Source organism: Kineococcus sp. NBC_00420, assembly GCF_036021035.1.
In the GTDB taxonomy this organism is placed as follows: Bacteria; Actinomycetota; Actinomycetes; order Actinomycetales; family Kineococcaceae; genus Kineococcus.
This window is the reverse complement of record NZ_CP107930.1, coordinates 1,454,697-1,475,487: the sequence shown is the minus strand read 5'-3', so window position 1 is coordinate 1,475,487 and position 20,791 is coordinate 1,454,697. Positions and strand designations below refer to the sequence as shown.

The following is a 20,791-nucleotide window of genomic DNA, read 5'->3' as shown; positions in this document are numbered from 1 at the left end:
GTCAGCCCTTGCGGAGCTGGACGACGGCCCAGGACAGCGGGGGCAGCACGATCGTCGCCTGCTCGGCGGTCACGGTGACCTCGTCGAGGGTGCGCAGACCGACGGCCTGGTGGTCGCCCTCGAGGTTGGTGGTGTGGCGGTCCTGCCCCTCGGTGGCCGCGAGGACCTTCGCCGACACGAGGCGGTCCACGTCGAACCCCCGCAGCGGGACCTCGACCGAGGCTGGTTCGGTCTGGTCGCGGTTGGCCAGGAACAGCGTGAGGAACTCGTCGTCGTAGGTCGCCGCGGCGTCCACGACGTCGACGTCGCCGAACTTGTCGGTCTCGTACTTCTCGCTGGTCGTGACGACCTGAAGCACGTTGCCCGTCGCGAGGCGGCGCATCTGCTCGAAGGGGTGGGCGATGGACTGCTTCCACGCCTCCTTGCCGGGTTCGCTGCGCAGCAGGCCGATGACGTTCACGAGCTGCGCCTGCGCGCCGATGTGCACGCGGTCGGAGTGGCGGAGGAGGGAGTTCAGCAGGGTTCCGACGACGACGGCGTCGGTGATCGAGTACTCGTCCTCGATGACGCGCGGGGCGACGTCCCAGGGTTCGACACCCTCGGCGTGGTGGGGCTTCGACTGGTACCAGACGTTCCACTCGTCGAAGCTCAGGTTGATGCGCTTGGAGTGCTTGCCCTTGGCGCGCACCGCGTCCGCCGTCGCGACGACCTGGTCGATGAAGAGGTCCATGTCGACCGCGGAGGCCAGGAAGCTGGCGGCGTCGCCGTCGTGCTCCTGGTAGTAGGCGTGCAGCGAGACGTAGTCGACCGCGTGGTAGGAGAGTTCCAGGACGGTCTGCTCCCACTCGCCGAACGTCGGCATCGCACGGCTGGAGGAACCCACGGCGACGAGTTCGATGTCGGGGTCGATCGAGCGCATCGCCATGCCGGTCTCGGCGGCGAGCCGGCCGTACTCCGCGGCCGTCTTGTGGCCGGTCTGCCAGGGACCGTCGAGCTCGTTGCCGAGGCACCAGAGCTTGATGTCGAAGGGGTCCTTGCTGCCGTGCGCCTTGCGCAGGTCCGCGAACTTCGTCCCGGAGTTCAGGTTCGCGTACTCCAGCAGGTCGCAGGCCTCCTGCAGCCCACGGGTGCCGAGGTTCACCGCCATCATCGTCTCGGTCTCGACCTTGCGGGCCCAGGCGTCGAACTCCGCGAGACCGAACTGGTTGGTCTCGACGGAACGCCAGGCGCGGTCGATGCGGCGCGGACGGTCCTCGCGGGGGCCGACGGAGTCCTCCCAGTCGAAACCGGAGACGAAGTTCCCGCCGGGGTAGCGGACGACGGTCGGGCCGATCTCCTTGGTGAGTTCGAGCACGTCGGTCCGCAGGCCGTCCTCGTCCGCGCTCGGGTGGTCGGGTTCGAAGATGCCGGTGTAGACGCAGCGGCCCATGTGCTCGACGAACGAGCCGAACAGCCTCCGCGGGACGGGACCCACGGTGAAGGCGGGGTCGAGGGCGAGACGAGCGGTGCGCACGGTTGGTCTCCTGTTTTGACGGTCACGACTGTGTGATGGCCACGGCGGTGTGAAGGGTCGGTCAGCACGATTGCAACGTTGGAAGGCAGTCAACGCGAAAGCTGCAGCGCCGTCAAGGTGCGCGGTGCAAGAATGCGCCGGTGCCTCCCCGAACCGGTTCGCGACCCACGACGCTGCGGGACGTGGCCGAGGCGGCCGGCGTGTCCATCAAGACGGTGTCCAACGTCGTCAACGACCACCCGCACGTGCGGCCGGAGATGCGCGAGCGCGTCAAGGTCGTCATCGAGCGGCTCGACTACCGCCCCAACGGGATCGGGCGTCAACTGCGGCAGGGCCGGACGGGACTGGTCGCGCTCGCGCTGCCCAACGTGACGAGTCCCTACTACGGCGAGCTGACCTCCGCCCTGGTGACCGCGGCCCGGGCCCGCGGGATCACGCTGCTCGTGGAGCAGACCGACGGGGACCTCGAACGCGAGCGCGAGGTCGCCAACGGCTTCCCCGTGCGACTGGTCGACGGCCTGGTCTTCGTCCCGTTGACCATGCCCGGGGGGGAGCTGGCGCAGCGCCGCGACTCGACGCCGGCCGTCCTGATCGGCGAGCACGGCGAGGGGTCGGGCTACGACCGCGTCACCATCGACTCCGTCGACCTCGGGGACATCGCCGTCCGCCACCTGACCGAGGTCGGCCGCCACACCATCGCCTTCCTCGGGGACAAGCTCCAGACGTCGACGCGGCCCCCGGTGGTGGCCCAGCGCATCGAGGGCTACCGCAGGGCCCTGCGCCGGGCGAAGCTCAAGTTCGACCCGTCGCTGCTGTGGCCGCTGCCCGAGTGGGACCGCGCGTACGGCTACGAGGGGACCCTGGCGCTGATGGCCGCCCGCCCCGACGTCGACGCGATCTTCGCGGCCAACGACCTGCTGGCCTTCGGGGCGATGCACGCGTTGCGCGGGCTGGGACTGCGGGTGCCGCAGGACGTCGCCGTCATGGGGGTCGACGACGTCGAGCAGGCCCGCTACAGCGCGCCCACCCTGACCACGATCACGCTGGACCGTTCCGAGATGGCCGACCTGGCCATGGGCCTGCTGGCCGACCGCCTCGCGGGGCACGACGGCCCGGAACGGCTGCTCACGGTGACCGGCCGGCTCGTGGTCCGGGAGAGCTCCGGCGGCTGACGCCGGCCGGGCCGCCACCGGGGCGGGGTGGCAGCATCGGCCCGTGCGAGCCGTGCAGATCGAAGCGACCGGGGGACCCGAGGTCCTCACCGTCACCGAGCTGACCACCCCGGAACCCGGGTCCGGCCAGGTCCTCGTCGACGTGGAGGCGGCGGGTGTGAACTTCATCGACACCTACCGCCGGAGCGGGGTGTACCCGCTGCAGCTGCCGACGGTGCTCGGCAGCGAGGGCGCGGGGCGGGTGGCCCGGCTCGGCCCGGGGGTCGAGGGGTTCACCGTCGGGCAGCTCGTCGCCTGGAAGGAGGCGCCCGGGAGCTACGCGGAACAGGTCCTCGTGGCCCAGGAGGAACTCGTCCCGGTGCCCGAGGGGGTCGAGGCCGCCACGGCGGCCGCGGTGATGCTCCAGGGCCTGACCGCGCACTACCTCTGCACCGACACCTTCGCCGTCACCGAGGGCACCTGGGCGTTGCTGCACGCCGGGGCCGGCGGGGTGGGGTTGCTGCTGACGCAGATGCTGAAGCTGCGCGGGGCGAAGGTCCTCACCACGGTGTCGACGCCGGAGAAGGCCGAGTTGTCGCGCGCGGCGGGCGCGGACGACGTCGTCGGCTACGACGGGGCGAGCGCGCGGGCCCGCGAACTGACCGGCGGGCGCGGAGTCGACGTCGTCTACGACAGCGTGGGCAAGGACACCTTCGACGCGAGCCTGGACGCCCTGCGCCCCAGGGGGTTGATGGTGCTCTTCGGTGGTTCGAGCGGTCAGGTCCCGCCCTTCGACGTCCAACGGCTCAACACCGGCGGATCGCTGTTCCTGACCCGTCCGACGCTGGGTTCCTACACCCGGGACCGGGCGGAGCTGGTGTCGCGGACCGAGGAGGTCTTCGGCTGGATCGCGGCCGGGGACCTCGTCGTGCGGATCGGACACACCTACCCGCTAGCCGACGCCCGCCGGGCCCACGAGGACCTCGAAGCGCGCCGCACCACGGGCAAGCTCCTGGTGATCCCCTAGTCGACGGTGCCGCTCAGGACGCAGAACTCGTTGCCCTCGGGATCGGCCAGGACGGTCCAGCCGGCACCGTCGCCCTGACCGACGTCGGCGTGGCGGGCCCCGGCCGCGAGGGCGTCGGCGATGACGCGTTCCCGGCCGGGGCCGGTCCGGGTGGCGCGGACGTCGAGGTGCCAGCGGTTCTTCACCGTGTGCGGGGTGGGGGAGGAGACGAACTCCAGGAACGGGCCGCGGTTCCCGGCCCGCAGCGCGGACACCTGCGGGCTGGAACGGGCCACGCTGAAACCGGCGACGGGGGCCCAGAAGTCGGCGAGGCCCTGCGGGTCGCGGGCCTGGCAGACGACGGCGGCGATGGTGCCGGTCCTGTCGTACTCCGGTCTCGGGTCGAGGACGCAGAACTCGTTCCCCTCGGGGTCGGCCAGGACCACCCAGGGAGCCTCCCCCTGGCCCACGTCCGCGCGACGGGCTCCGAGGTCGAGCAGGAACTCCACGGTCTCCCGCTGTTCGGCGGTCGAGGAGGTGTCCAGGTCGAGGTGCACGCGGTTGGGAGCGACCTTCTCGTCCTGCACCTGCAGGAACACGAGTTCCAGACCGGGTTCGCCCGCCGGTGGGACCACGTCGATCTCGTCCGCGTCGGAGTACCCGACGCGCCACGAGAGGGCCTGCGCCCACCAGCGGGAGAGGTGGCCGGGGTCGACGGCGTTCACGACCACGTTCACCAAGCGGCTGTCCACGTCCGCGAGGCTAGCCGTTCAGGAGTTCCCGCGGCCGGTCTCCTGCTGCAGTTCGTCGATCATCTCGGAGGCGCGGGCCTTGTCGAGGTCCTCGGGGACCTCGCGTCCGGCTTCGCGGGCCAGGGTCTGCAGGTAGCTCTTCTGCGGACCGGTCATGGGCTCGTCGCCGGTGACCCAGGTCTCGGGGTCCTTCTCGGCGTTCTGGGTGGGGTCGGGGGTTTCGCTCACCGGCTGACCGTACGACGCCTGTACGAAGTGCGCGCGCCGACGGGTGACGCGAGTTCCCGGCCCCGCCACCGGCCGATACCGTGTGCCCACTGAACTGTCGTGGAGGGGGAACCGTGGCGTACGACGCCGCGGCGGAACGGGCCGTGAGGTCCCTGGTCGCTGCACCGCCACCGCGCGTGGCCTGGCCCGACGCCGCCAAGGCCGTCTGCATCCTGCTGGTCGTCCTGGGGCACGTGACCTACCTCCACGTGGAGGAGTCGCGCTGGTACGCGGCGGCCGGCGCCCCGCCGCTCTGGGACCTCCTCGACGTCGTCCTGCGACCCGTGCGCATGCCGCTGTTCTTCGCGGTGTCGGGGTTCTTCGCCGCCCGGGCGCTGACGCGGCCCTGGCGCGCGTCGGTCCGAGGCCGGGTCGGGCAGAACCTCTACCTGCACGTCCTGTGGATGCTGGTGGGCTTCGGGGTCGCGCTCGCGGTCGGGATCCCGACCTTCATGGCCCCCGAGCACGCCTCCGGTCTGCCGGGTGCGGCGCTGACCGCCTCGACGGGACTCTGGTACCTCTACGCCCTCGCCGTGTACTTCGTGCTCGCGCGGGCCACCCGGTCGTGGCCGGCGCCCGTCCCCGTCGCGCTGGCCGCGGCGCTGGCCGTCGCCTCCTTCTCGGGCGTCCTGCCCGGGGCGGGCGACACCCACTCCGTCCTGGAGAACCTCGTCTGGTTCCTGGCCGGGGCGCGGTTCCCCGAGCAGGTCCGGCGACTGTCGCGACGTCCCCGGCCGCTGGCCCTGCTCGCGGTCGTCGTCGTCCTGGTGGCGGTGCTCGGCGCCGTCCGCGTCCTCGACCTGCCGCGGGTGCCGGCTGCGGTCCTGGAGATCCCGACCCGGGCCGGGGCCGTGGTCGCCGGGATGCTGCTGGCCGTCCTGTTCGTCACGTGGTTCCCGCGGGCGGCGTCCCCGCTGCTGCGGCTGGGGCGACGGACCCTGCCGGTCTACGCCCTGCACGGACTCGTCCTCATCGTGGTGCAGCGACCGCTGGCCGCCGTCACCGAACCCCTGTTCGGGGCGTTGCCGCACCCGGCGCAGCTGCTGCTGGTGCTGGTGTACCCGCTCGTGCTGACCCTCGCGATCGCGTGGTGCTGCCTGGCGGCGCAGACGCTGGCGCAGCGGGTCGGGGCCGGCTGGCTCTTCGCCCTGCCGACGCGGAGGAGGTCGCCCGCCCTGCTCGTCCCGCCCGCCTAGACTCCTGACCATGACCCACGTCCTCTCCGCGGTGGCCTGGCCCTACGCCAACGGGCCCCGGCACATCGGCCACGTCGCCGGCTTCGGCGTCCCCTCCGACGTGTTCAGCCGCTACATGCGGATGGCGGGTCACGACGTCCTCATGGTGTCGGGCACCGACGAGCACGGGACGCCGATCCTCGTCCAGGCCGAGCAGGAGGGCGTGACCCCGCAGCAGCTCGCCGACCGCTACAACCGCGTCATCGCCGAGGACCTGCACGGCCTCGGCCTCTCCTACGACCTGTTCACCCGGACCACCACCGCGAACCACTACTCCGTCGTGCAGGAGATGTTCCGCACGGTCCACCAGAACGGCTACATGGTCGCGCGGAAGGGGATGGGGGCCATCTCCCCGTCCACGGGCCGCACCCTGCCCGACCGCTACGTCGAGGGCACCTGCCCGATCTGCGGCTACGACGGCGCCCGCGGCGACCAGTGCGACAACTGCGGCAACCAGCTCGACGCGATCGAGCTGAAGAACCCGCGCAGCCGGATCAACGGCGAGACGCCCGTCTTCGTCGAGACCGAGCACTTCTACCTCGACCTGCCCGCGCTGGCCGAGGTCCTCGGCTCGTGGTTGCAGACGCGCGCCGACACGGGGCGCTGGCGCCCCAACGTCCTGAAGTTCTCGCAGAACCTGCTCGCGGACATGAAGCCCCGGGCCATGACCCGCGACATCGACTGGGGCATCCCGATCCCGCTCGAGGGCTGGGAGGACAACCCCGCCAAGCGGCTCTACGTGTGGTTCGACGCCGTCATCGGCTACCTGTCCGCCTCGGTGGAGTGGGCCCGGCGCAGCGGTGACCCGGACGCGTGGAAGGCCTGGTGGACCGACCCGTCCGCGGAGTCGTACTACTTCATGGGCAAGGACAACATCACCTTCCACTCCCAGATCTGGCCGGCCGAGCTGCTGGCCTACGACGGGCGGGGGGCGAAGGGTGGGGCCCCGGGCAAGTTCGGGAACCTCAACCTGCCCACCGAGGTCGTGGCGAGCGAGTTCCTCACGATGGAGGGCAAGCAGTTCTCCTCCAGCCGGGGGGTCGTCATCTACGTCCGCGACGTGCTGGCCCGCTACCAGCCGGACGCGTTGCGCTACTTCATCTCCGCGGCCGGTCCGGAGAACAACGACTCCGACTTCACCTGGCAGGAGTTCGCCACCCGGACGAACTCCGAGCTCGTCGCGGGCTGGGGCAACCTGGTGAACCGGACGGCCTCGCTCATCGCCAAGAACGTGGGGGAGATCCCCGCCGCCGGTGAGCTCACCGACGCCGACCGCACCCTGCTCACCACCACCCGCGCCGGGTTCGGGACGGTCGGGGACCTCATCTCCCACCACCGCCAGCGCGCCGGGATCGGCGAGGCCATGCGCGTCGTCGGCGAGGTCAACAAGTACCTGACCGAGCAGGAACCCTGGAAGATCAAGAACTCCGACCCCGAGCGGATGAAGTCGGTGCTGCACGTCACGGCGCAGGCCGTCTCCGACTGCCGGACGTTGCTCTCGCCCTTCCTGCCGCACTCGGCGCAGAAGGTGCACGAGGCCTTCGGCGGCACCGGCACCGTCTCGCCGATGCCGGAGCTGCGCGAGGTCACCGACCTCGACGACGGCCGCGACTACCCGATCCTCACGGGCGACTACCGCCGCGGGGAGACGCTGCCGGAGTGGGCCTCGCACCCGGTCGTCCCCGGGACGCCGGTGGCCACCCCGACGCCGGTCTTCACCAAGCTCGACGTCGCGGCCGTCGTCGAGGAGGAACTGGCCCGGTTGCAGAAGTGAGGGGCGAACGCCCGCCCGCGCCGCAACCGCTGGCCGTCGCGGTGATCGACAACCACACCCACCTCGACTCGGAGACCCCCGAGGACGTCGCGGTGCTGTTGTCCGCCGCCGCGGCGGCCGGGGTGCCGCGCAGCGTCCAGATCGGCTGCGACCTCCCCGCGGCCCGCTGGACGGTGGCGGCCCTCGACCGCCACCCGGAGCTGCTCGGGGGAATCGCGTTGCACCCCAACGAGATCCCCGACCTCGTGGCCGCGGGGGAGTACGAGGCCGCCCTCGAGGAGATCCGCACCCTCGCCGCGCACCCGCGCGTCCGGGTCATCGGCGAGACGGGTCTGGACCACTTCCGCACGGGCCCCGAGGGCGTCGAGGTCCAGCAGGAGTCCTTCCGCGCCCACATCCGCCTCGCCAAGGAACTCGGCCTCGCGCTGCAGATCCACGACCGCGACGCCCACGACGACGTCCTGCGCGTCCTGCGCGAGGAGGGTGCCCCGGAGAGGACGGTGTTCCACTGCTTCTCCGGGGACGCCGCGATGGCGCGGGTCTGCGGCGACGCCGGGTACTACCTGTCGTTCGCGGGGACGGTCACGTTCAAGAACGCCGACCCGTTGCGGGAGGCTCTGCGGGTCGCCCCGCGGGACAGGATCATGGTCGAGACCGACGCCCCGTACCTGACCCCGACGCCCCACCGCGGCCGGCCCAACGCCGGCTACCTGGTGCCCCTGACGGTCCGCTCGATGGCCGCGACGCTGGACTGCGACCTCGACGAGCTGTGCGCCGCGATCACCGCCACGACGGAGGCGGTCTACGGCCCCTGGTGAGGGGCCGAAGGGGTTCCGGCGGCTCAAGCGGTCACGGGGACTTGTCGAGAAGGTCTCGGAGCGGTTACGGTCCGCTCCTGTCGGCCGGATCGAGGTGGCCGGACCGAACGGTTCGACGTGGGGACGGGGGTCCCTCCGCGCGGGCCTGCGTCCGGGAACTCGTGCCCGGGCACATCGTCGAAGGATCCCTCGTGCCGTTCCCCCTCGCCTCCGCGGTCCGCCGCTCCTCCCGCACCGTGCGCATCGCCGCGGGAGGCACCTGCCTCGCCGCCGTGGTCGGTGGCACCGTGGCCTTCACGGCCTTCGACAAGGACGTCGTCATCGACGCCGACGGAGCGCGGACGCAGGCGAGCGCCTTCGGCGGCACCGTCGCCGACGTGCTCGAGAAGCAGGGCATCACCGTCGGGGAGCACGACCTCGTCGCCCCCGCCGCGACCACCGACGTCTCCGACGGCCAGACCATCGTGGTCCGCTACGGCCGTCAGCTGACCCTCACCGTCGACGGTCAGACCAAGACCTACTGGACCACCGCGCAGACCGTCGACGCGGCGCTGTCCGACCTCGACGTCCGCGCCGACGGGGCCAAGCTCTCCGCCTCCCGCTCCGAACCGCTGGGCCGTGCGGGCCTCGCCCTCGACGTCACCACCCCCAAGGCCGTGACCGTCCTCGCCGACGGTCAGACCAGGAACCTCACCAGCACCGCCGCCGACGTCAACGGCCTGCTCGCCGAGGCCGGCGTCACGATGCGCCCGGGCGACGAGATGTCCAACGCCGGCGCCGACGCGCTGAGCGCCGGCATGGTCGTCACCGTCGTCCGCGTCGACCGCTCCGCCAGCACCGAGACCGTGGCCATCGCCCACGGCAGCCGCACCGAGAACACCGACACCCTCTTCACAGGCGAGAAGAAGGTCGTCACGCCCGGCGTCGACGGGTCCAAGACCCTCAGCTACGCCGACGTCTTCCGCGACGGCGTCCGCAGCCAGCACGACGTGACCGGTGAGGTCGTCGACGACGCTCCCGTCGAGGAGGTCGTGCAGGTCGGGACGAAGGCCAAGCCCAAGCCCGTCCCGCTCGCCGCGCCGGCCGCGGCCCCCAGCTCCTCCGGCGCCTCCAGCTCCTCGGGCGGCGGCGGGTCCGTGGGCGGCAGCGCCGACGGCCTCAACTGGGGCGCGCTGGCCCGCTGCGAGTCGGGCGGGAACCCCTCGATCGTCTCCAGCAACGGCAAGTACCACGGCCTCTACCAGTTCAGCGTCTCCACCTGGAAGGCCGTCGGCGGCAGCGGGCTGCCGAGCCAGGCCTCCGCCGGCGAGCAGACCTACCGCGCCAAGCTGCTCTACCAGCGCGCCGGTGCCGGACAATGGCCCGTGTGCGGCAAGAACCTCTGAGTTCCCTCTTGTCGGCCAGGGACGTTCGCGACCTGGCCGACAAGCTCGACATCCGTCCGACGAAGACCCTCGGTCAGAACTTCGTCGTCGACGCCAACACCGTCCGCAAGATCGTGCGGGTCGCGGACCTGAGGTCCGAGGACGTCGTCGTGGAGGTCGGTCCGGGGCTCGGTTCCCTGACCCTCGCCCTGCTCGAGGCCGTCGACCGCGTCGTCGCCGTCGAGATCGACCCGGTCCTCGCCGCCGAACTCCCGGCCACCGTCGCGGCCCGCGGCCGCGCGGGCGCCGAGTTCGAGGTCGTCCTCGCCGACGCGCTCCAGGTCGAGGAACTGCCCGGCCCCGCGCCCACCGCGCTCGTCGCGAACCTGCCCTACAACGTCGCCGTCCCCGTCCTGCTGACGATGCTCGCGCGCTTCCCGAGCCTGCGCAGCGGCCTCGTCATGGTCCAGTCCGAGGTCGCCGACCGGCTCGTCGCCCCACCCGGCAGCCGCACCTACGGCGTGCCCAGCGTCAAGACGGCCTGGTACGCCGCGGCCCGGCGCGCCGGGTCCGTCCCCCCGCCGGTGTTCTGGCCCGTGCCCCGCGTCGACTCCGGTCTCGTCGCCTTCACCGGGCGCCCTGCCCCGGAGACGACCGCCACCCGCGAAGAGGTCTTCGCCGTCGTCGACGCCGCCTTCGCCCAGCGCCGCAAGACGTTGCGCGCGGCGCTCGCCGGCTGGGCCGGATCGCCCGCGCTGGCCGAGGAGGCGCTGCGGGCGGCGGGGATCGAGCCGTCCGTGCGGGGCGAGCAGCTCCGCGTGGAGGACTTCGCCCGGATCGCCGCGCACCGCGTGGGCTGAGGGCACCGTCGCGGCGGGGGAGCGGTCCCGGACACCGTAGGGTCGGACCTCGTGTCCGGCAGTCCCCGCAACGCACCCCCCGAGCTCCCCTCGGTCACCGTGCGTGCCCCCGCGAAGGTCAACCTGCTCCTGCAGGTCGGCCCCCGACGCGACGACGGCTTCCACGACCTCGTGACGGTCTTCCAGGCCGTCTCGCTGCACGAGGAGGTGACCGTCACCCCCGCCGAGGAGTTCACCGTCACCGTCGAGGGCGTGGGCGGCACCGACGTCGGCGGCGTGCCGCTGGACGACACCAACCTCGCGGTGCGGGCCGCGCGACTGCTGGCCGAGCGGGCCGGTGTCACCGAGGCGGTCCACCTGCACGTGCGCAAGGAGGTCCCGGTCGCCGGCGGCATGGCCGGCGGCTCCGCCGACGCCGCCGCGGCCCTGGTGGCCTGCGACGCGCTGTGGCGCTTGCGTTCCGGCCTCGACGCGCTCGCCGAACTCGGCGCCGAACTCGGGTCCGACGTCCCCTTCGGCCTGCACGGTCGCACCGCCGTCGGCACCGGCCGGGGCGAACACCTCGTCCCCGTCCTGACCAACGCCTCCTTCGCGTGGGTCTTCGTCCTCGGCGAGGAGGGGTTGTCCACCCCCACCGTCTTCGCCGAGTGCGACCGGCAGCGCGCGAGCGGGTACGAACCCCGCCCCGGCCGGCTCGAGGCCGTCGAGACGGCGCTGCGCAGCGGCGACGCCGACGCCCTCGGGGCGGCGCTGTCCAACGACCTGCAGGACGCCGCCTTCGCCCTGGCCCCCGGTCTCGCCGCGACGATCGCCGTCGGCCGTCGCGCCGGGGCGCTCGCCGGGATCGTCTCCGGCTCCGGCCCCACCGTCGCCCTCCTCGCCCCCTCGGCCCCCGCCGCCCGTCGGCTCGCGCTCGACCTCGCCCCCGTCTTCGGGACCGAGCGTCTGCGCACCGCCACCGGACCGGTCCCCGGCGCCCAGGTCCTCGAAGCCGTCTCCACACCCACTCCCGGAGGGAGGTCCTGATGGCCAACCTCATCAGCGCCGAACAACTCACCGTCGTCCACGGCTCGCGCACCCTGCTGGACGGGGTGTCGCTGGGGGTCTCCGACGGGGACCGCATCGGCGTCGTCGGCCGCAACGGCGACGGCAAGTCGACCCTGCTGCGCCTGCTCGCGAAGTCCCAGGAGGCCGACGGCGGTCGCGTCACCCACACCGGGGGGCTGCGGATGGGGATGCTGTCCCAGACCGACACCCTGGCGCCGGGCGCCACAGTCCGCGAGGCCGTCCTGGGCGACCAGCCGGCCCACGCCTGGGCCTCGCAGTCGCGCATCCGCGACGTCGTCGCGGGGCTGCTGGGCGACCTCGAGGCCTCCGACGTCGGAGGCCTGGAGGCCGTCGTCTCCACGCTGTCGGGGGGGCAGCGCCGTCGCGTCGCGCTCGCCGCGCTGCTCGCCGACGACCACGACATCGTCGTCCTCGACGAACCGACCAACCACCTCGACGTCGAGGGCGTGGCCTGGCTGGCCGAGCACCTGCGCACCCGCTGGCCGCTCGGGTCCGGCGCGCTGCTGGTCGTCACCCACGACCGGTGGTTCCTCGACGCCGTCTGCGAGCGCGTCTGGGAGGTCCACGACGGGGTCGTCGACCCCTACGAGGGTGGGTACGCCGCCTACGTCCTGACCCGGGCCGAACGCTCCCGCGTCGCCGCCGTGACGGAGGAGCGCCGGCAGAACCTGCTGCGCAAGGAGCTCGCGTGGCTGCGCCGCGGGGCGCCGGCCCGCACGAGCAAACCGCGCTTCCGCATCGACGCCGCCAACGCCCTCATCGAGGACGTCCCACCGCTGCGCGACACCGTCGAGCTCGCGAAGATGGCCACCACCCGCCTCGGCAAGGACGTCGTCGACCTCGAGGACGTCACGCTCGCCTTCCGCGGGAAGACGCTGCTCGACAAGGTGACCTGGCGGTTGGGGCCGGGGGACCGGATCGGGATCGTCGGCGTCAACGGCGCCGGGAAGTCCTCGCTGCTGCGCCTGGTCAACGACACGCTGGAACCGGACTCCGGGCGGGTGAAGCGCGGGTCGACCGTCGTCGTCGCCACGCTCACCCAGGAGGTGCTCGAGCTCGACGAGGTCGGCGAGCTGCGGGCCCTGGAGGCCGTGGACAAGGTCGCCAGCCACGTCCGGCTCGGGGACCGCGACGTGCCGGCGGGACAGCTGCTGGAGCGGCTCGGGTTCACGGCCCAGCGGGCCTGGACCCGCGTCGACGACCTCTCCGGCGGTGAACGTCGTCGGCTGCAGCTGCTGCGGCTGCTGATGGCCGAGCCGAACGTGCTGCTGCTGGACGAGCCGACGAACGACCTCGACACCGACACCCTGGCCGCCGTCGAGGACCTCCTCGACGGGTGGCCGGGCACGCTCGTCGTCGTCAGCCACGACCGGTACCTGCTCGAGCGGATCACCGACCGCCAGGTGGCGCTGCTGGGCGACGGGGCCGTGCGCGACCTGCCGAACGGGGTGGAGGAGTACCTGCAGCGCCGTGCGGTGCTGAAGGCCGCGGGCCAGGCTCGACCTGCACCTCAGACCCAGGGTGCGGCGGTGACCGTCGTCGACGGGGCCGCCGTGCGGGCCGCGCGCAAGGAGATGGGCCGCATCGAACGGCAGCTGCAGAAGCTCGACCAGCGCGAGGTGGAGTTGCACGCGCAGATGGTCGAGAAGGCCACCGACGTGGCCGCGGTGACCACGCTGGACGCCGAGCTGCGCTCCCTGAGCGCGGAGCGGGAGCACCTCGAGGAGAGCTGGCTGGAGGCCTCCGAGCTGGCGGAGTGACGCGTTGCGGGGCCGGCGAGCGTTTCGATCACCGACAGTTGCGTCTGGTGACCATTGCGTCGAACGGGTGACGCCAACCGGACGATTCCTGCACCAGGACGGTGACGCGACCTGCCACGCCTTGCGTCGTTCGGGTGGCTCTCCCCTACTCTGTGCCACGTACCGGTGGTCCACACGTGGGGGCGTCGACCGCCGGTGACGCGCCTGGTGATCAGGTGCGACGTACCAGTCCAGGGGGGACTTTGAGCATCAGCGACGTACCCGGCACCAGAACGTCACCAGGGGAGTTGGACGACCAGCTCCTCGGGACCTCGCCGGCGGACGACCTGTCCGACCCCGTCCGGCGTGAACGTCTGCTCGTCCCTCGTCAGCGGAACACCTTCGGCTTCGCCGAACGCACGCCCGCCTGGCAGCGCACCTACGTCCAGAAGATCATCGCCGTCGACGCGCTGGCCGCCGCGTTCGCCGCCTTCGTCGGCTTCTTCGCCCGGTTCAACGACAGCCCCGCCAACCTCGCCACCACCTCCGGTCGGGCCGTCGTGGCCTGCGCGGTCCTGCTGCCCGTCCTCTGGGTCGTGGCCATGGGCGCCCTGCGCACCTACGAACCCCGCTTCCTGGGGGTCGGCTCCGAGGAGTTCCACCGCGTCCTGACGGCCGCGCTCGCCTTCGTCGCCCTCGTCGGGACGAGCTCGTGGGCCTTCGGCCTCGAGATCGCCCGCGGCTACGTCGTCGTCGCCTTCCCCATCGCGACGCTCCTCACGCTCATCGGCCGCTACGCGCTGCGCCAGCAGCTGCACGCCGCGCGCACCCGCGGTGAGGCCGGTCAGACCGTCGTCGCCGTCGGCCACCGCGCCGGTGTCGCGGCGATGGCCCGCCAGCTGCACCGCGCCAGCTACCACGGCATGCGGATCGTCGGGGCCTGCGTCCCCGGTGGCCAGGGCAGCGCCGCCGACGACGCCGAGCTCACCGAGCTGGGCATCCCGGTCATCGGCAGCCTCGACGACGTCCGGCACGCCGTCACCAGCGTGGACGCCGACGTCGTCCTCGTCACCGCCTCGCCCGAGCTCGACGGCCCGGGCCTGCGCCGCCTCGGCTGGGAGCTGGAGGCCACCCGCGCCGACCTCGTCGTGGCTCCCGCCCTGACCGAGGTCATCGGCCCGCGCGTCGCCATCCGGCCCGTCTGCGGCCTGCCGCTGCTGCACGTGGAGCGCCCCGAGCTCGAGGGTGTGCGCCGACTGGCGAAGACCACCGTGGACCGCGTCTCGGCCGCCACCGCGCTCGTCGTGCTCAGCCCGCTGATCCTGGTCCTCGCCCTGGCCATCAAGCTCGACAGCCGTGGCCCGGTGTTCTTCAAGCAGCAGCGCGTCGGCAAGGACGGCAAGACCTTCCCGATGATGAAGTTCCGCTCGATGGTCACCGACGCGGAGAAGCTGCTCATCGACCTGCGGGAGTCCACCGACGGCAACGGCGTGCTCTTCAAGATGAAGGTCGACCCGCGGATCACCCGCATCGGCCGCGTCCTGCGCCGCTACTCCATCGACGAGCTCCCGCAGCTCATCAACGTCGTCCGCGGCGAGATGTCCCTGGTGGGCCCGCGCCCGCCGCTGCAGAAGGAGGTCGACGAGTACGGCTACGACATGCGTCGCCGCCTGCTCGTCAAGCCCGGTCTGACCGGCCTGTGGCAGATCAACGGCCGCTCCGACCTGGACTGGGACGAGTCGGTGCGCCTCGACGTCCGCTACGTCGAGAACTGGTCCTTCACGTTCGACTTCATGATCCTGTGGAAGACCGCCGGGGCCGTGCTTCGGGGACGCGGAGCGTACTGATGTCGCGCCGCGGGGCCTACTGAGCGCTCCGCTCCTTCATTCGAAGGGCGCCGACACCCGCCGCAGCAACGTGGCGAGTGCCCGGCGCTCTTCACGTGGCAGCACGTCCAGCATGTGGTGCTCGGCGTCGACGAGGTCGGCCAGCGCGGCGTCGACGACGGCCGAACCGGCCGGGGTGAGCCGGACCCGGACGCTGCGCCGGTCGTCGGGGTCCGGTCGGCGCTCGACGAGGCCGCGTGAGGTCAGCCGGTCGACGCGGTTGGTCATCGTGCCGCTCGTCACCAGGGTCTCCACCAGCAGCTGACCCGGGGACAGCTCGTGCGGGTGGCCGGCCCGGCGCAGGGCCGCGAGGACGTCGAACTCCCACGTTTCGAGCTCGTGGGCGCTGAAGGCGTTGCGACGCAACCTGTCCAGGTGGCGGGCCAGGCGCGCGACCCGGGAGAGGACCTCCAGGGGCTCGACGTCCAGCTGCGGGGCCTCACGCCGCCAGGCGGCGACGATCAGGTCGACCTCGTCCGAGCTCCGCGTCAGGTCCTGCGTCGCGTCCGCACCCCGGTCAGGCGAGGTCACGGGGCGCCTCCTCCGGCTCGGCCGGTCGCGAGCGGGACGCGAGCCGCGGTTCGGCCTCCAGGCCGGTCAGTCCGTTCCAGGCGAGGTTCACCAGGTGCGCGGCGACCTCCTCCTTGTCCGGCTCCCGGGTGTCCAGCCACCACTGGCCGGTCATCGCGACCATCCCCACCAGCATCTGGGCGTACATCCCGGAGCGCTCCGGGGAGTACCCGCGCGCCGCGAACGCGTCGACCAGCAGGTGCTCGACCTGGCGGGCGATGTCGGAGATGAGGCTGGCGAAGCTCCCCGTCGCCTGGGTGACGGGGGAGTCGCGGACCAGGATGCGGAAGCCGTCGGTGGAGCCCTCGATGTAGTCGAGCAGCGCGATCGTCGCCCGTTCCAGCAACGTGCGCGGACTGCCGCGGCCGGACAGGGACCGGGTGATCGCACCGAGCAGAGCGGCGATCTCACGGTCCACGACGACCGCGTACAGGCCTTCCTTGCCTCCGAAGTGCTCGTAGACCACCGGCTTCGACACGCCCGCCGCGGCCGCGATCTCCTCCACCGAGGTCCCCTCGACGCCCTTGGCGGCGAAGAGCGCCCGACCGACCCCGATGAGCTGCTCGCGACGCTCGCCACCGGTCATGCGGGACCGGGATCGTCCGCTGGGGGCTGGCGTCACGGGCCCATCCTGCCCTGCTGGGCCGAAGGGGTGGTCGCACGGGTGCGGACCGCGAGCCCGTGGAGGACTGGCATCATGGTCCGCGACAGCTGTCCCGGGTGGTGTAACGGCAGCACGGCGGGTTTTGGTCTCGTCCAGTAGGGGTTCGAATCCTCTCCCGGGAGCTCGTGCGGGTGTCCGTCGCAACCTGCAGGGGCCGATACCCTCGGCACCGTCCGCCGACGTCACCCCAGCCGCGAGGAGCGCGCCCCGCGTGACCACCCAGCCCGCCGCCGTCATCGTCCTCGCCGCGGGTGAGGGCACCCGGATGAAGTCGGCCACCCCGAAGGTCCTGCACCCCCTCGGTGGACGTCCCCTCGTCGGGCACGCCCTGCGCGCCGCGCGGTCCACCGGCCCCGGGCACCTCGTGCTCGTGCTGCGCCACCAGGCCGAACGGGTCCGTGCGGCGCTCGCCGCCGACTTCCCCGAGGCGCGGGTCGCGCTGCAGGACGAGGTCCCCGGCACCGGCCGCGCCGTCCAGTGCGGGCTCGACGCCCTCCCCGACGACCTCACCGGCACCGTCCTGGTCACCTACGGCGACGTGCCGCTGCTGTCGGGGGAGACCCTGGAGCGGCTCACCCGGGTCCACACCGAGGGCGCCAACGCCATGACCGTCCTCACCGCCCGGCTGGACGACCCCACCGGCTACGGCCGGGTGCTGCGCGACGAGAACGGCGTCAGCGCCATCGTCGAGCAGAAGGACGCCACCGAGGACCAGCGGGCCGTGCGCGAGGTGAACTCCGGCGTCTACGCCTTCGAGGTCACCGCGCTGCGGACCGCGCTCGCCGGGGTCGGCCGCGACAACGCCGCCGGCGAGGTCTACCTGACCGACGTCCTCGCGCTCGTCCGCTCCGCCGGCGGCCGCGTCGAGGCTCTCGCCCTCGAGGACGAGTGGGAGATCCGCGGGGTCAACGACCGCGTCCAGCTCGCCGACCTCGCCGCCGAGGCCAACCGCCGGACGCTGCGGCACTGGATGCTCGCCGGCGTCACGATCGTGGACCCGTCGACCACCTGGATCGACGCCGACGTCACCCTCGAACCCGACGTGACGATCCGCCCCGGCGTGCAGCTGCACGGGAGCACCCGCGTCGCCACGGGCGCCGTCGTCGGCCCCGACTGCACCCTCACCGACGTCGAGGTCGGCGCCGACGCGGTGCTCGAACGCACCCACGGCTCCTCGGCCGTCATCGGTGCGGGCGCCCAGGTCGGTCCCTTCGCCTACCTCCGCCCGGGCACGCGTCTGGGTGCGGACGGCAAGATCGGCACCTTCGTCGAGACGAAGAACGCCACCATCGGCCGGGGCTCGAAGGTGCCGCACCTGTCCTACGTCGGCGACGCGACGATCGGCGAGCACTCCAACATCGGTGCCGCGTCCGTCTTCGTGAACTACGACGGGGTCCGCAAGTCCCACACCACCGTCGGCGACCACGTGCGGATGGGCTCGGACAACATGTACGTCGCTCCCGTCACCGTCGGCGACGGCGCCTACTCCGGGGCCGGCACCGTGATCCGCAAGGACGTCCCCGCCGGGGCGCTCGCGATCAACGTGGCTCCCCAGCGCAACATGGAGGGTTGGACCCTCTCCAGGCGCCCAGGAACTCCCGCGGCCGAAGCGGCGCAGCGGGCGAACGAGCAGAGCAGCACGGACAGGGAGAGCCAGTCATGACCGGTATCACCACCACGGGCGAGAAGCGGATGGTGCTCATCTCCGGGCGAGCGCACCCGGAACTCGCGGAGGAGGTGTCGGCCGCACTCGGTGCCGAACTCGTCCCGACCAGCGCCTACGACTTCGCCAACTCCGAGATCTACGTCCGCTTCGAGGAGAGCGTCCGCGGCTCCGACGCGTTCGTCATCCAGAGCCACACCTCGAACGTCAACCAGTGGATCATGGAACACCTGATCATGGTCGACGCGCTGAAGCGGGCCTCCGCCAAGCGGATCACCGTCGTCGCGCCGTTCTACGGCTACGCCCGCCAGGACAAGAAGGGCCGTGGCCGCGAGCCGATCTCGGCCCGCCTCATCGCCGACATGTTCAAGACCGCCGGGGCGGACCGCCTCATGTCCGTCGACCTGCACACCGCGCAGATCCAGGGCTTCTTCGACGGTCCCGTCGACCACCTGTGGGCGCTGCCGCTGCTCGCCGACCACGTCGGCAAGCGCGTCGACCGCTCCAACATCACCATCGTGTCCCCGGACGCGGGCCGGGTGCGCGTCGCCGACCTGTGGTCGGACCGCCTGGGCGCCCCGCTGGCGATCATCCACAAGCGTCGCGACCCGAACGTCCCGAACCAGGTGAAGGTGCACGAGGTCGTCGGTGACGTCGAGGGCCGCACCTGCGTGCTCGTCGACGACCTCATCGACACCGCCGGCACCATCGTCCAGGCCGCCGAGGCGCTCATGGCCAACGGCGCCGCCGACGTCATCGCGACCGCGACGCACGCCGTGCTCTCCGGTCCGGCGATCGACCGGCTGAAGAACTCGCCGATCTCCGAGCTGGTCGTGACCAACACGCTGCCGATCTCGGAGTCCCAGCAGTTCCCGCAGCTGACCGTGCTGAGCATCGCCCCGCTGCTGGCCCGCGCGATCCGCGAGGTCTTCGACGACGGGTCGGTCACGTCGCTCTTCGACGGCCACAGCTGACGTCCGCGGGGTGGGATCGTTGCCTCCACGGTGTCGTACAGCGGGACCGTGGAGGCAACGATCCCACCGCCGCGCGCCGAGGCCGCCGTCGACCGGTTAGACTGGTCGGCGGTTGCCTCGGCGAGGGTGACGCGTGAGCGTCACCGTGATCGACGCGGTGGATGAGTCGCTGTTCTCTCCCGGGGCCTGTGCACGCACCAGACCCTGAGATCGAGGAGCCCCACCATGGCCGAGACCAAGCTCACCGCCGAGACCCGCACCAGCTTCGGCAAGGGCGCCGCCCGCACCATCCGCCGCGCCAACCGCATCCCCGCGGTCGTCTACGGCCACGGCGAAGCGCCGATCCACGTGTCCCTGCCGGGCCACGACACCATGATCGCGCTGCGCAGCGCCAACGTGCTGCTCGACATCGACCTCGACGGCACCTCGCACCTGACCCTGCCGAAGGACGTCCAGCGCGACCCGATCAAGGGCTTCATCGAGCACGTCGACCTCCTCGTCGTGCGTCGTGGCGAGAAGGTCACCGTCGACGTCCCCCTGCACGTCGAGGGCGAAGCCGCGCCGGAGACCGTCGTCCAGCAGGAGCTCACGACCCTCTCCGTCGAGGCGGACGCCGCGAACATCCCGACCGCCGTGGTCGCCAACGTCGAGGGCCTCACCGCCGGCTCGCACGTCGCCGCCTCCCAGGTCACGCTGCCCGAGGGCACGACCCTCGCCGGTGACCCCGAGCAGCTCGTGGTGGTCATCACCGCCGTCGCGACCGCCGCGCAGGCCGAGGCCGAGCTGGAGGCCCTCGAGGCCGAGGCCGGCATCGTCAAGGAGGAGCACACCCCGGTCGAGGGCGAAGAGGCCTGAGACCCGACTGCTGAAGGATCGCTCCCGTGAGTGACGTCTGGCTCGTCGTCGGCCTGGGCAACCCCGGAGCCGAGTACGAGCGCACCCGGCACAACGTCGGCCAGATGGTGCTCGACGAGCTGGCGTCACGCACGCGGGTGTCCTTCAAGAAGCACCGTTCCGGAGCCAGGGTCGCCGAGGCCCGCCTCGGCGTCCTGCCCGGCGGTGCGCCGGGACCGCGGGTCGTCCTCGCGGCCCCGACCTCCTACATGAACGTCTCCGGCGGCCCCGTCGCCGGACTGGCGAAGTACTTCGACGTCGACGTCGAGCACCTCGTCATCGTGCACGACGAGCTCGACGTCCCCTTCGGCTCCGTCCGCCTCAAGCGCGGCGGGGGAGAGGGCGGCCACAACGGGTTGCGCTCGGTCTCGAAGTCGTTGGCGGACAAGGACTACGCCCGGGTGCGCGTCGGCATCGGCCGCCCGCCCGGTCGCCAGGACCCGGCCGACTTCGTGCTGAAGGAGTTCGCCACCACGGAGAAGAAGGACCTGCCGTTCCTGGTGATGGACGCCGCCGACGCGGTCGAGAAGCTCGTCGCCGAAGGACTCGAGGCGGCGCAGCAGAAGTTCCACGCCCCCGCCTGAGCGGGCGGG

General features: G+C 72.2%; 19 protein-coding genes and 1 tRNA gene. 15 read left to right on the top strand and 5 right to left on the bottom strand.

All coding sequences use genetic code 11. The features are described from left to right. Position 1: 1 nt before the first annotated feature. Positions 2 to 1,513, bottom strand: coding sequence for an arabinosylfuranosidase ArfA (gene arfA, locus OG218_RS07155; protein ID WP_328292516.1), 1,512 nt, complete (start codon positions 1,511 to 1,513; stop codon positions 2 to 4). Positions 1,514 to 1,653: 140 nt separating this feature from the next. Between arfA and OG218_RS07150 the strand changes: the two genes are divergently transcribed. Together OG218_RS07150 and OG218_RS07145 are read left to right on the top strand one after the other, a co-directional pair. Beyond that, positions 1,654 to 2,685 (top strand): LacI family DNA-binding transcriptional regulator, encoded by a 1,032-nt coding sequence (locus OG218_RS07150; protein ID WP_328292515.1) that lies wholly within the window; start codon positions 1,654 to 1,656, stop codon positions 2,683 to 2,685. Between the two features lie 43 nt (positions 2,686 to 2,728). Further along, positions 2,729 to 3,691 (top strand): quinone oxidoreductase family protein, encoded by a 963-nt coding sequence (locus tag OG218_RS07145; protein WP_328292514.1) that lies wholly within the window; start codon positions 2,729 to 2,731, stop codon positions 3,689 to 3,691. Here OG218_RS07145 and OG218_RS07140 read toward each other — a convergent pair. Continuing rightward, positions 3,688 to 4,422 (bottom strand): VOC family protein, encoded by a 735-nt coding sequence (locus tag OG218_RS07140; protein WP_328292513.1) that lies wholly within the window; start codon positions 4,420 to 4,422, stop codon positions 3,688 to 3,690. The genes OG218_RS07145 and OG218_RS07140 overlap by 4 nt on opposite strands. Positions 4,423 to 4,440: 18 nt before the next feature. Next, positions 4,441 to 4,650 (bottom strand): DUF3072 domain-containing protein, encoded by a 210-nt coding sequence (locus OG218_RS07135; protein WP_328292512.1) that lies wholly within the window; start codon positions 4,648 to 4,650, stop codon positions 4,441 to 4,443. Positions 4,651 to 4,763: 113 nt separating this feature from the next. On the opposite strand from OG218_RS07135, the gene OG218_RS07130 reads away from it, so the two are divergent. The 8 genes from OG218_RS07130 to OG218_RS07095 all read left to right on the top strand — a co-directional run bounded on the left by OG218_RS07130 (position 4,764) and on the right by OG218_RS07095 (position 15,394). After that, positions 4,764 to 5,885 (top strand): acyltransferase, encoded by a 1,122-nt coding sequence (locus tag OG218_RS07130; protein WP_328292511.1) that lies wholly within the window; start codon positions 4,764 to 4,766, stop codon positions 5,883 to 5,885. A 10-nt stretch (positions 5,886 to 5,895) separates the two neighbouring features. Beyond that, entirely contained in the window at positions 5,896 to 7,698 is a 1,803-nt protein-coding gene (metG, locus tag OG218_RS07125; RefSeq protein WP_328292510.1) for a methionine--tRNA ligase, read from the top strand. Further along, entirely contained in the window at positions 7,695 to 8,516 is an 822-nt protein-coding gene (locus OG218_RS07120) for a TatD family hydrolase (protein ID WP_328292509.1), read from the top strand. Before metG ends, OG218_RS07120 begins: the two co-directional genes overlap by 4 nt. 191 nt (positions 8,517 to 8,707) lie before the next feature. Beyond that, a complete protein-coding gene (locus OG218_RS07115) occupies positions 8,708 to 9,901 on the top strand; it encodes a ubiquitin-like domain-containing protein (protein ID WP_328292508.1) in 1,194 nt (397 codons plus the stop codon). Further along, positions 9,874 to 10,740 carry a 16S rRNA (adenine(1518)-N(6)/adenine(1519)-N(6))-dimethyltransferase RsmA gene (gene rsmA, locus OG218_RS07110; protein ID WP_328292507.1) on the top strand — a complete coding sequence of 289 codons (867 nt, stop codon included), beginning with the start codon at positions 9,874 to 9,876 and terminating at the stop codon, positions 10,738 to 10,740. Before OG218_RS07115 ends, rsmA begins: the two co-directional genes overlap by 28 nt. A gap of 51 nt (positions 10,741 to 10,791) precedes the next feature. Next, positions 10,792 to 11,766, top strand: coding sequence for a 4-(cytidine 5'-diphospho)-2-C-methyl-D-erythritol kinase (locus OG218_RS07105; protein ID WP_328292506.1), 975 nt, complete (start codon positions 10,792 to 10,794; stop codon positions 11,764 to 11,766). Then, positions 11,766 to 13,568, top strand: a complete 1,803-nt coding sequence (locus OG218_RS07100; protein ID WP_328292505.1) for an ABC-F family ATP-binding cassette domain-containing protein — start codon at positions 11,766 to 11,768, stop codon at positions 13,566 to 13,568. The genes OG218_RS07105 and OG218_RS07100 overlap by 1 nt, the downstream gene beginning before the upstream one ends. Positions 13,569 to 13,855: 287 nt before the next feature. Continuing rightward, positions 13,856 to 15,394 (top strand): sugar transferase, encoded by a 1,539-nt coding sequence (locus OG218_RS07095; protein WP_328292504.1) that lies wholly within the window; start codon positions 13,856 to 13,858, stop codon positions 15,392 to 15,394. A 36-nt stretch (positions 15,395 to 15,430) separates the two neighbouring features. Here OG218_RS07095 and OG218_RS07090 read toward each other — a convergent pair whose 3' ends face one another. Next, a complete protein-coding gene (locus tag OG218_RS07090) occupies positions 15,431 to 15,925 on the bottom strand; it encodes a MarR family winged helix-turn-helix transcriptional regulator (protein ID WP_380162419.1) in 495 nt (164 codons plus the stop codon). Positions 15,926 to 15,950: 25 nt separating this feature from the next. Continuing rightward, the gene (locus OG218_RS07085) at positions 15,951 to 16,589 is read right to left on the bottom strand and encodes a TetR family transcriptional regulator (RefSeq protein ID WP_380162421.1); all 639 of its coding nucleotides are present in this window, start codon (positions 16,587 to 16,589) and stop codon (positions 15,951 to 15,953) included. A gap of 128 nt (positions 16,590 to 16,717) precedes the next feature. Here OG218_RS07085 and OG218_RS07080 point away from each other — a divergent pair. The 5 genes from OG218_RS07080 to pth all read left to right on the top strand — a co-directional run bounded on the left by OG218_RS07080 (position 16,718) and on the right by pth (position 20,782). Beyond that, positions 16,718 to 16,789: transfer RNA gene (locus tag OG218_RS07080), tRNA-Gln, on the top strand. An 89-nt stretch (positions 16,790 to 16,878) separates the two neighbouring features. Then, on the top strand, positions 16,879 to 18,330 hold the full coding sequence (gene glmU, locus OG218_RS07075) for a bifunctional UDP-N-acetylglucosamine diphosphorylase/glucosamine-1-phosphate N-acetyltransferase GlmU (RefSeq protein ID WP_328292501.1): 1,452 nt from the start codon (positions 16,879 to 16,881) through the stop codon (positions 18,328 to 18,330). Next, positions 18,327 to 19,304 carry a ribose-phosphate diphosphokinase gene (locus OG218_RS07070; protein WP_328292500.1) on the top strand — a complete coding sequence of 326 codons (978 nt, stop codon included), beginning with the start codon at positions 18,327 to 18,329 and terminating at the stop codon, positions 19,302 to 19,304. The genes glmU and OG218_RS07070 overlap by 4 nt, the downstream gene beginning before the upstream one ends. 225 nt (positions 19,305 to 19,529) lie before the next feature. Further along, positions 19,530 to 20,159, top strand: coding sequence for a 50S ribosomal protein L25/general stress protein Ctc (locus OG218_RS07065; protein ID WP_328292499.1), 630 nt, complete (start codon positions 19,530 to 19,532; stop codon positions 20,157 to 20,159). A gap of 26 nt (positions 20,160 to 20,185) precedes the next feature. Continuing rightward, a complete protein-coding gene (pth, locus tag OG218_RS07060; protein WP_328292498.1) occupies positions 20,186 to 20,782 on the top strand; it encodes an aminoacyl-tRNA hydrolase in 597 nt (198 codons plus the stop codon). Positions 20,783 to 20,791: the final 9 nt, after the last annotated feature.

What these genes read in the sequence shown, in the direction of transcription:
- OG218_RS07065 (WP_328292499.1), top strand. Translation starts at nt 19,530, where the DNA reads ATGGCCGAGACCAAGCTCACCGCCGAGACCCGCACCAGCTTCGGCAAG.
- OG218_RS07070 (WP_328292500.1), top strand. Translation starts at nt 18,327, where the DNA reads ATGACCGGTATCACCACCACGGGCGAGAAGCGGATGGTGCTCATCTCC.
- OG218_RS07100 (WP_328292505.1), top strand. Translation starts at nt 11,766, where the DNA reads ATGGCCAACCTCATCAGCGCCGAACAACTCACCGTCGTCCACGGCTCG.
- OG218_RS07085 (WP_380162421.1), bottom strand. Translation starts at nt 16,589, where the DNA reads ATGACCGGTGGCGAGCGTCGCGAGCAGCTCATCGGGGTCGGTCGGGCG.
- metG (WP_328292510.1), top strand. Translation starts at nt 5,896, where the DNA reads ATGACCCACGTCCTCTCCGCGGTGGCCTGGCCCTACGCCAACGGGCCC.
- rsmA (WP_328292507.1), top strand. Translation starts at nt 9,874, where the DNA reads ATGGCCCGTGTGCGGCAAGAACCTCTGAGTTCCCTCTTGTCGGCCAGG.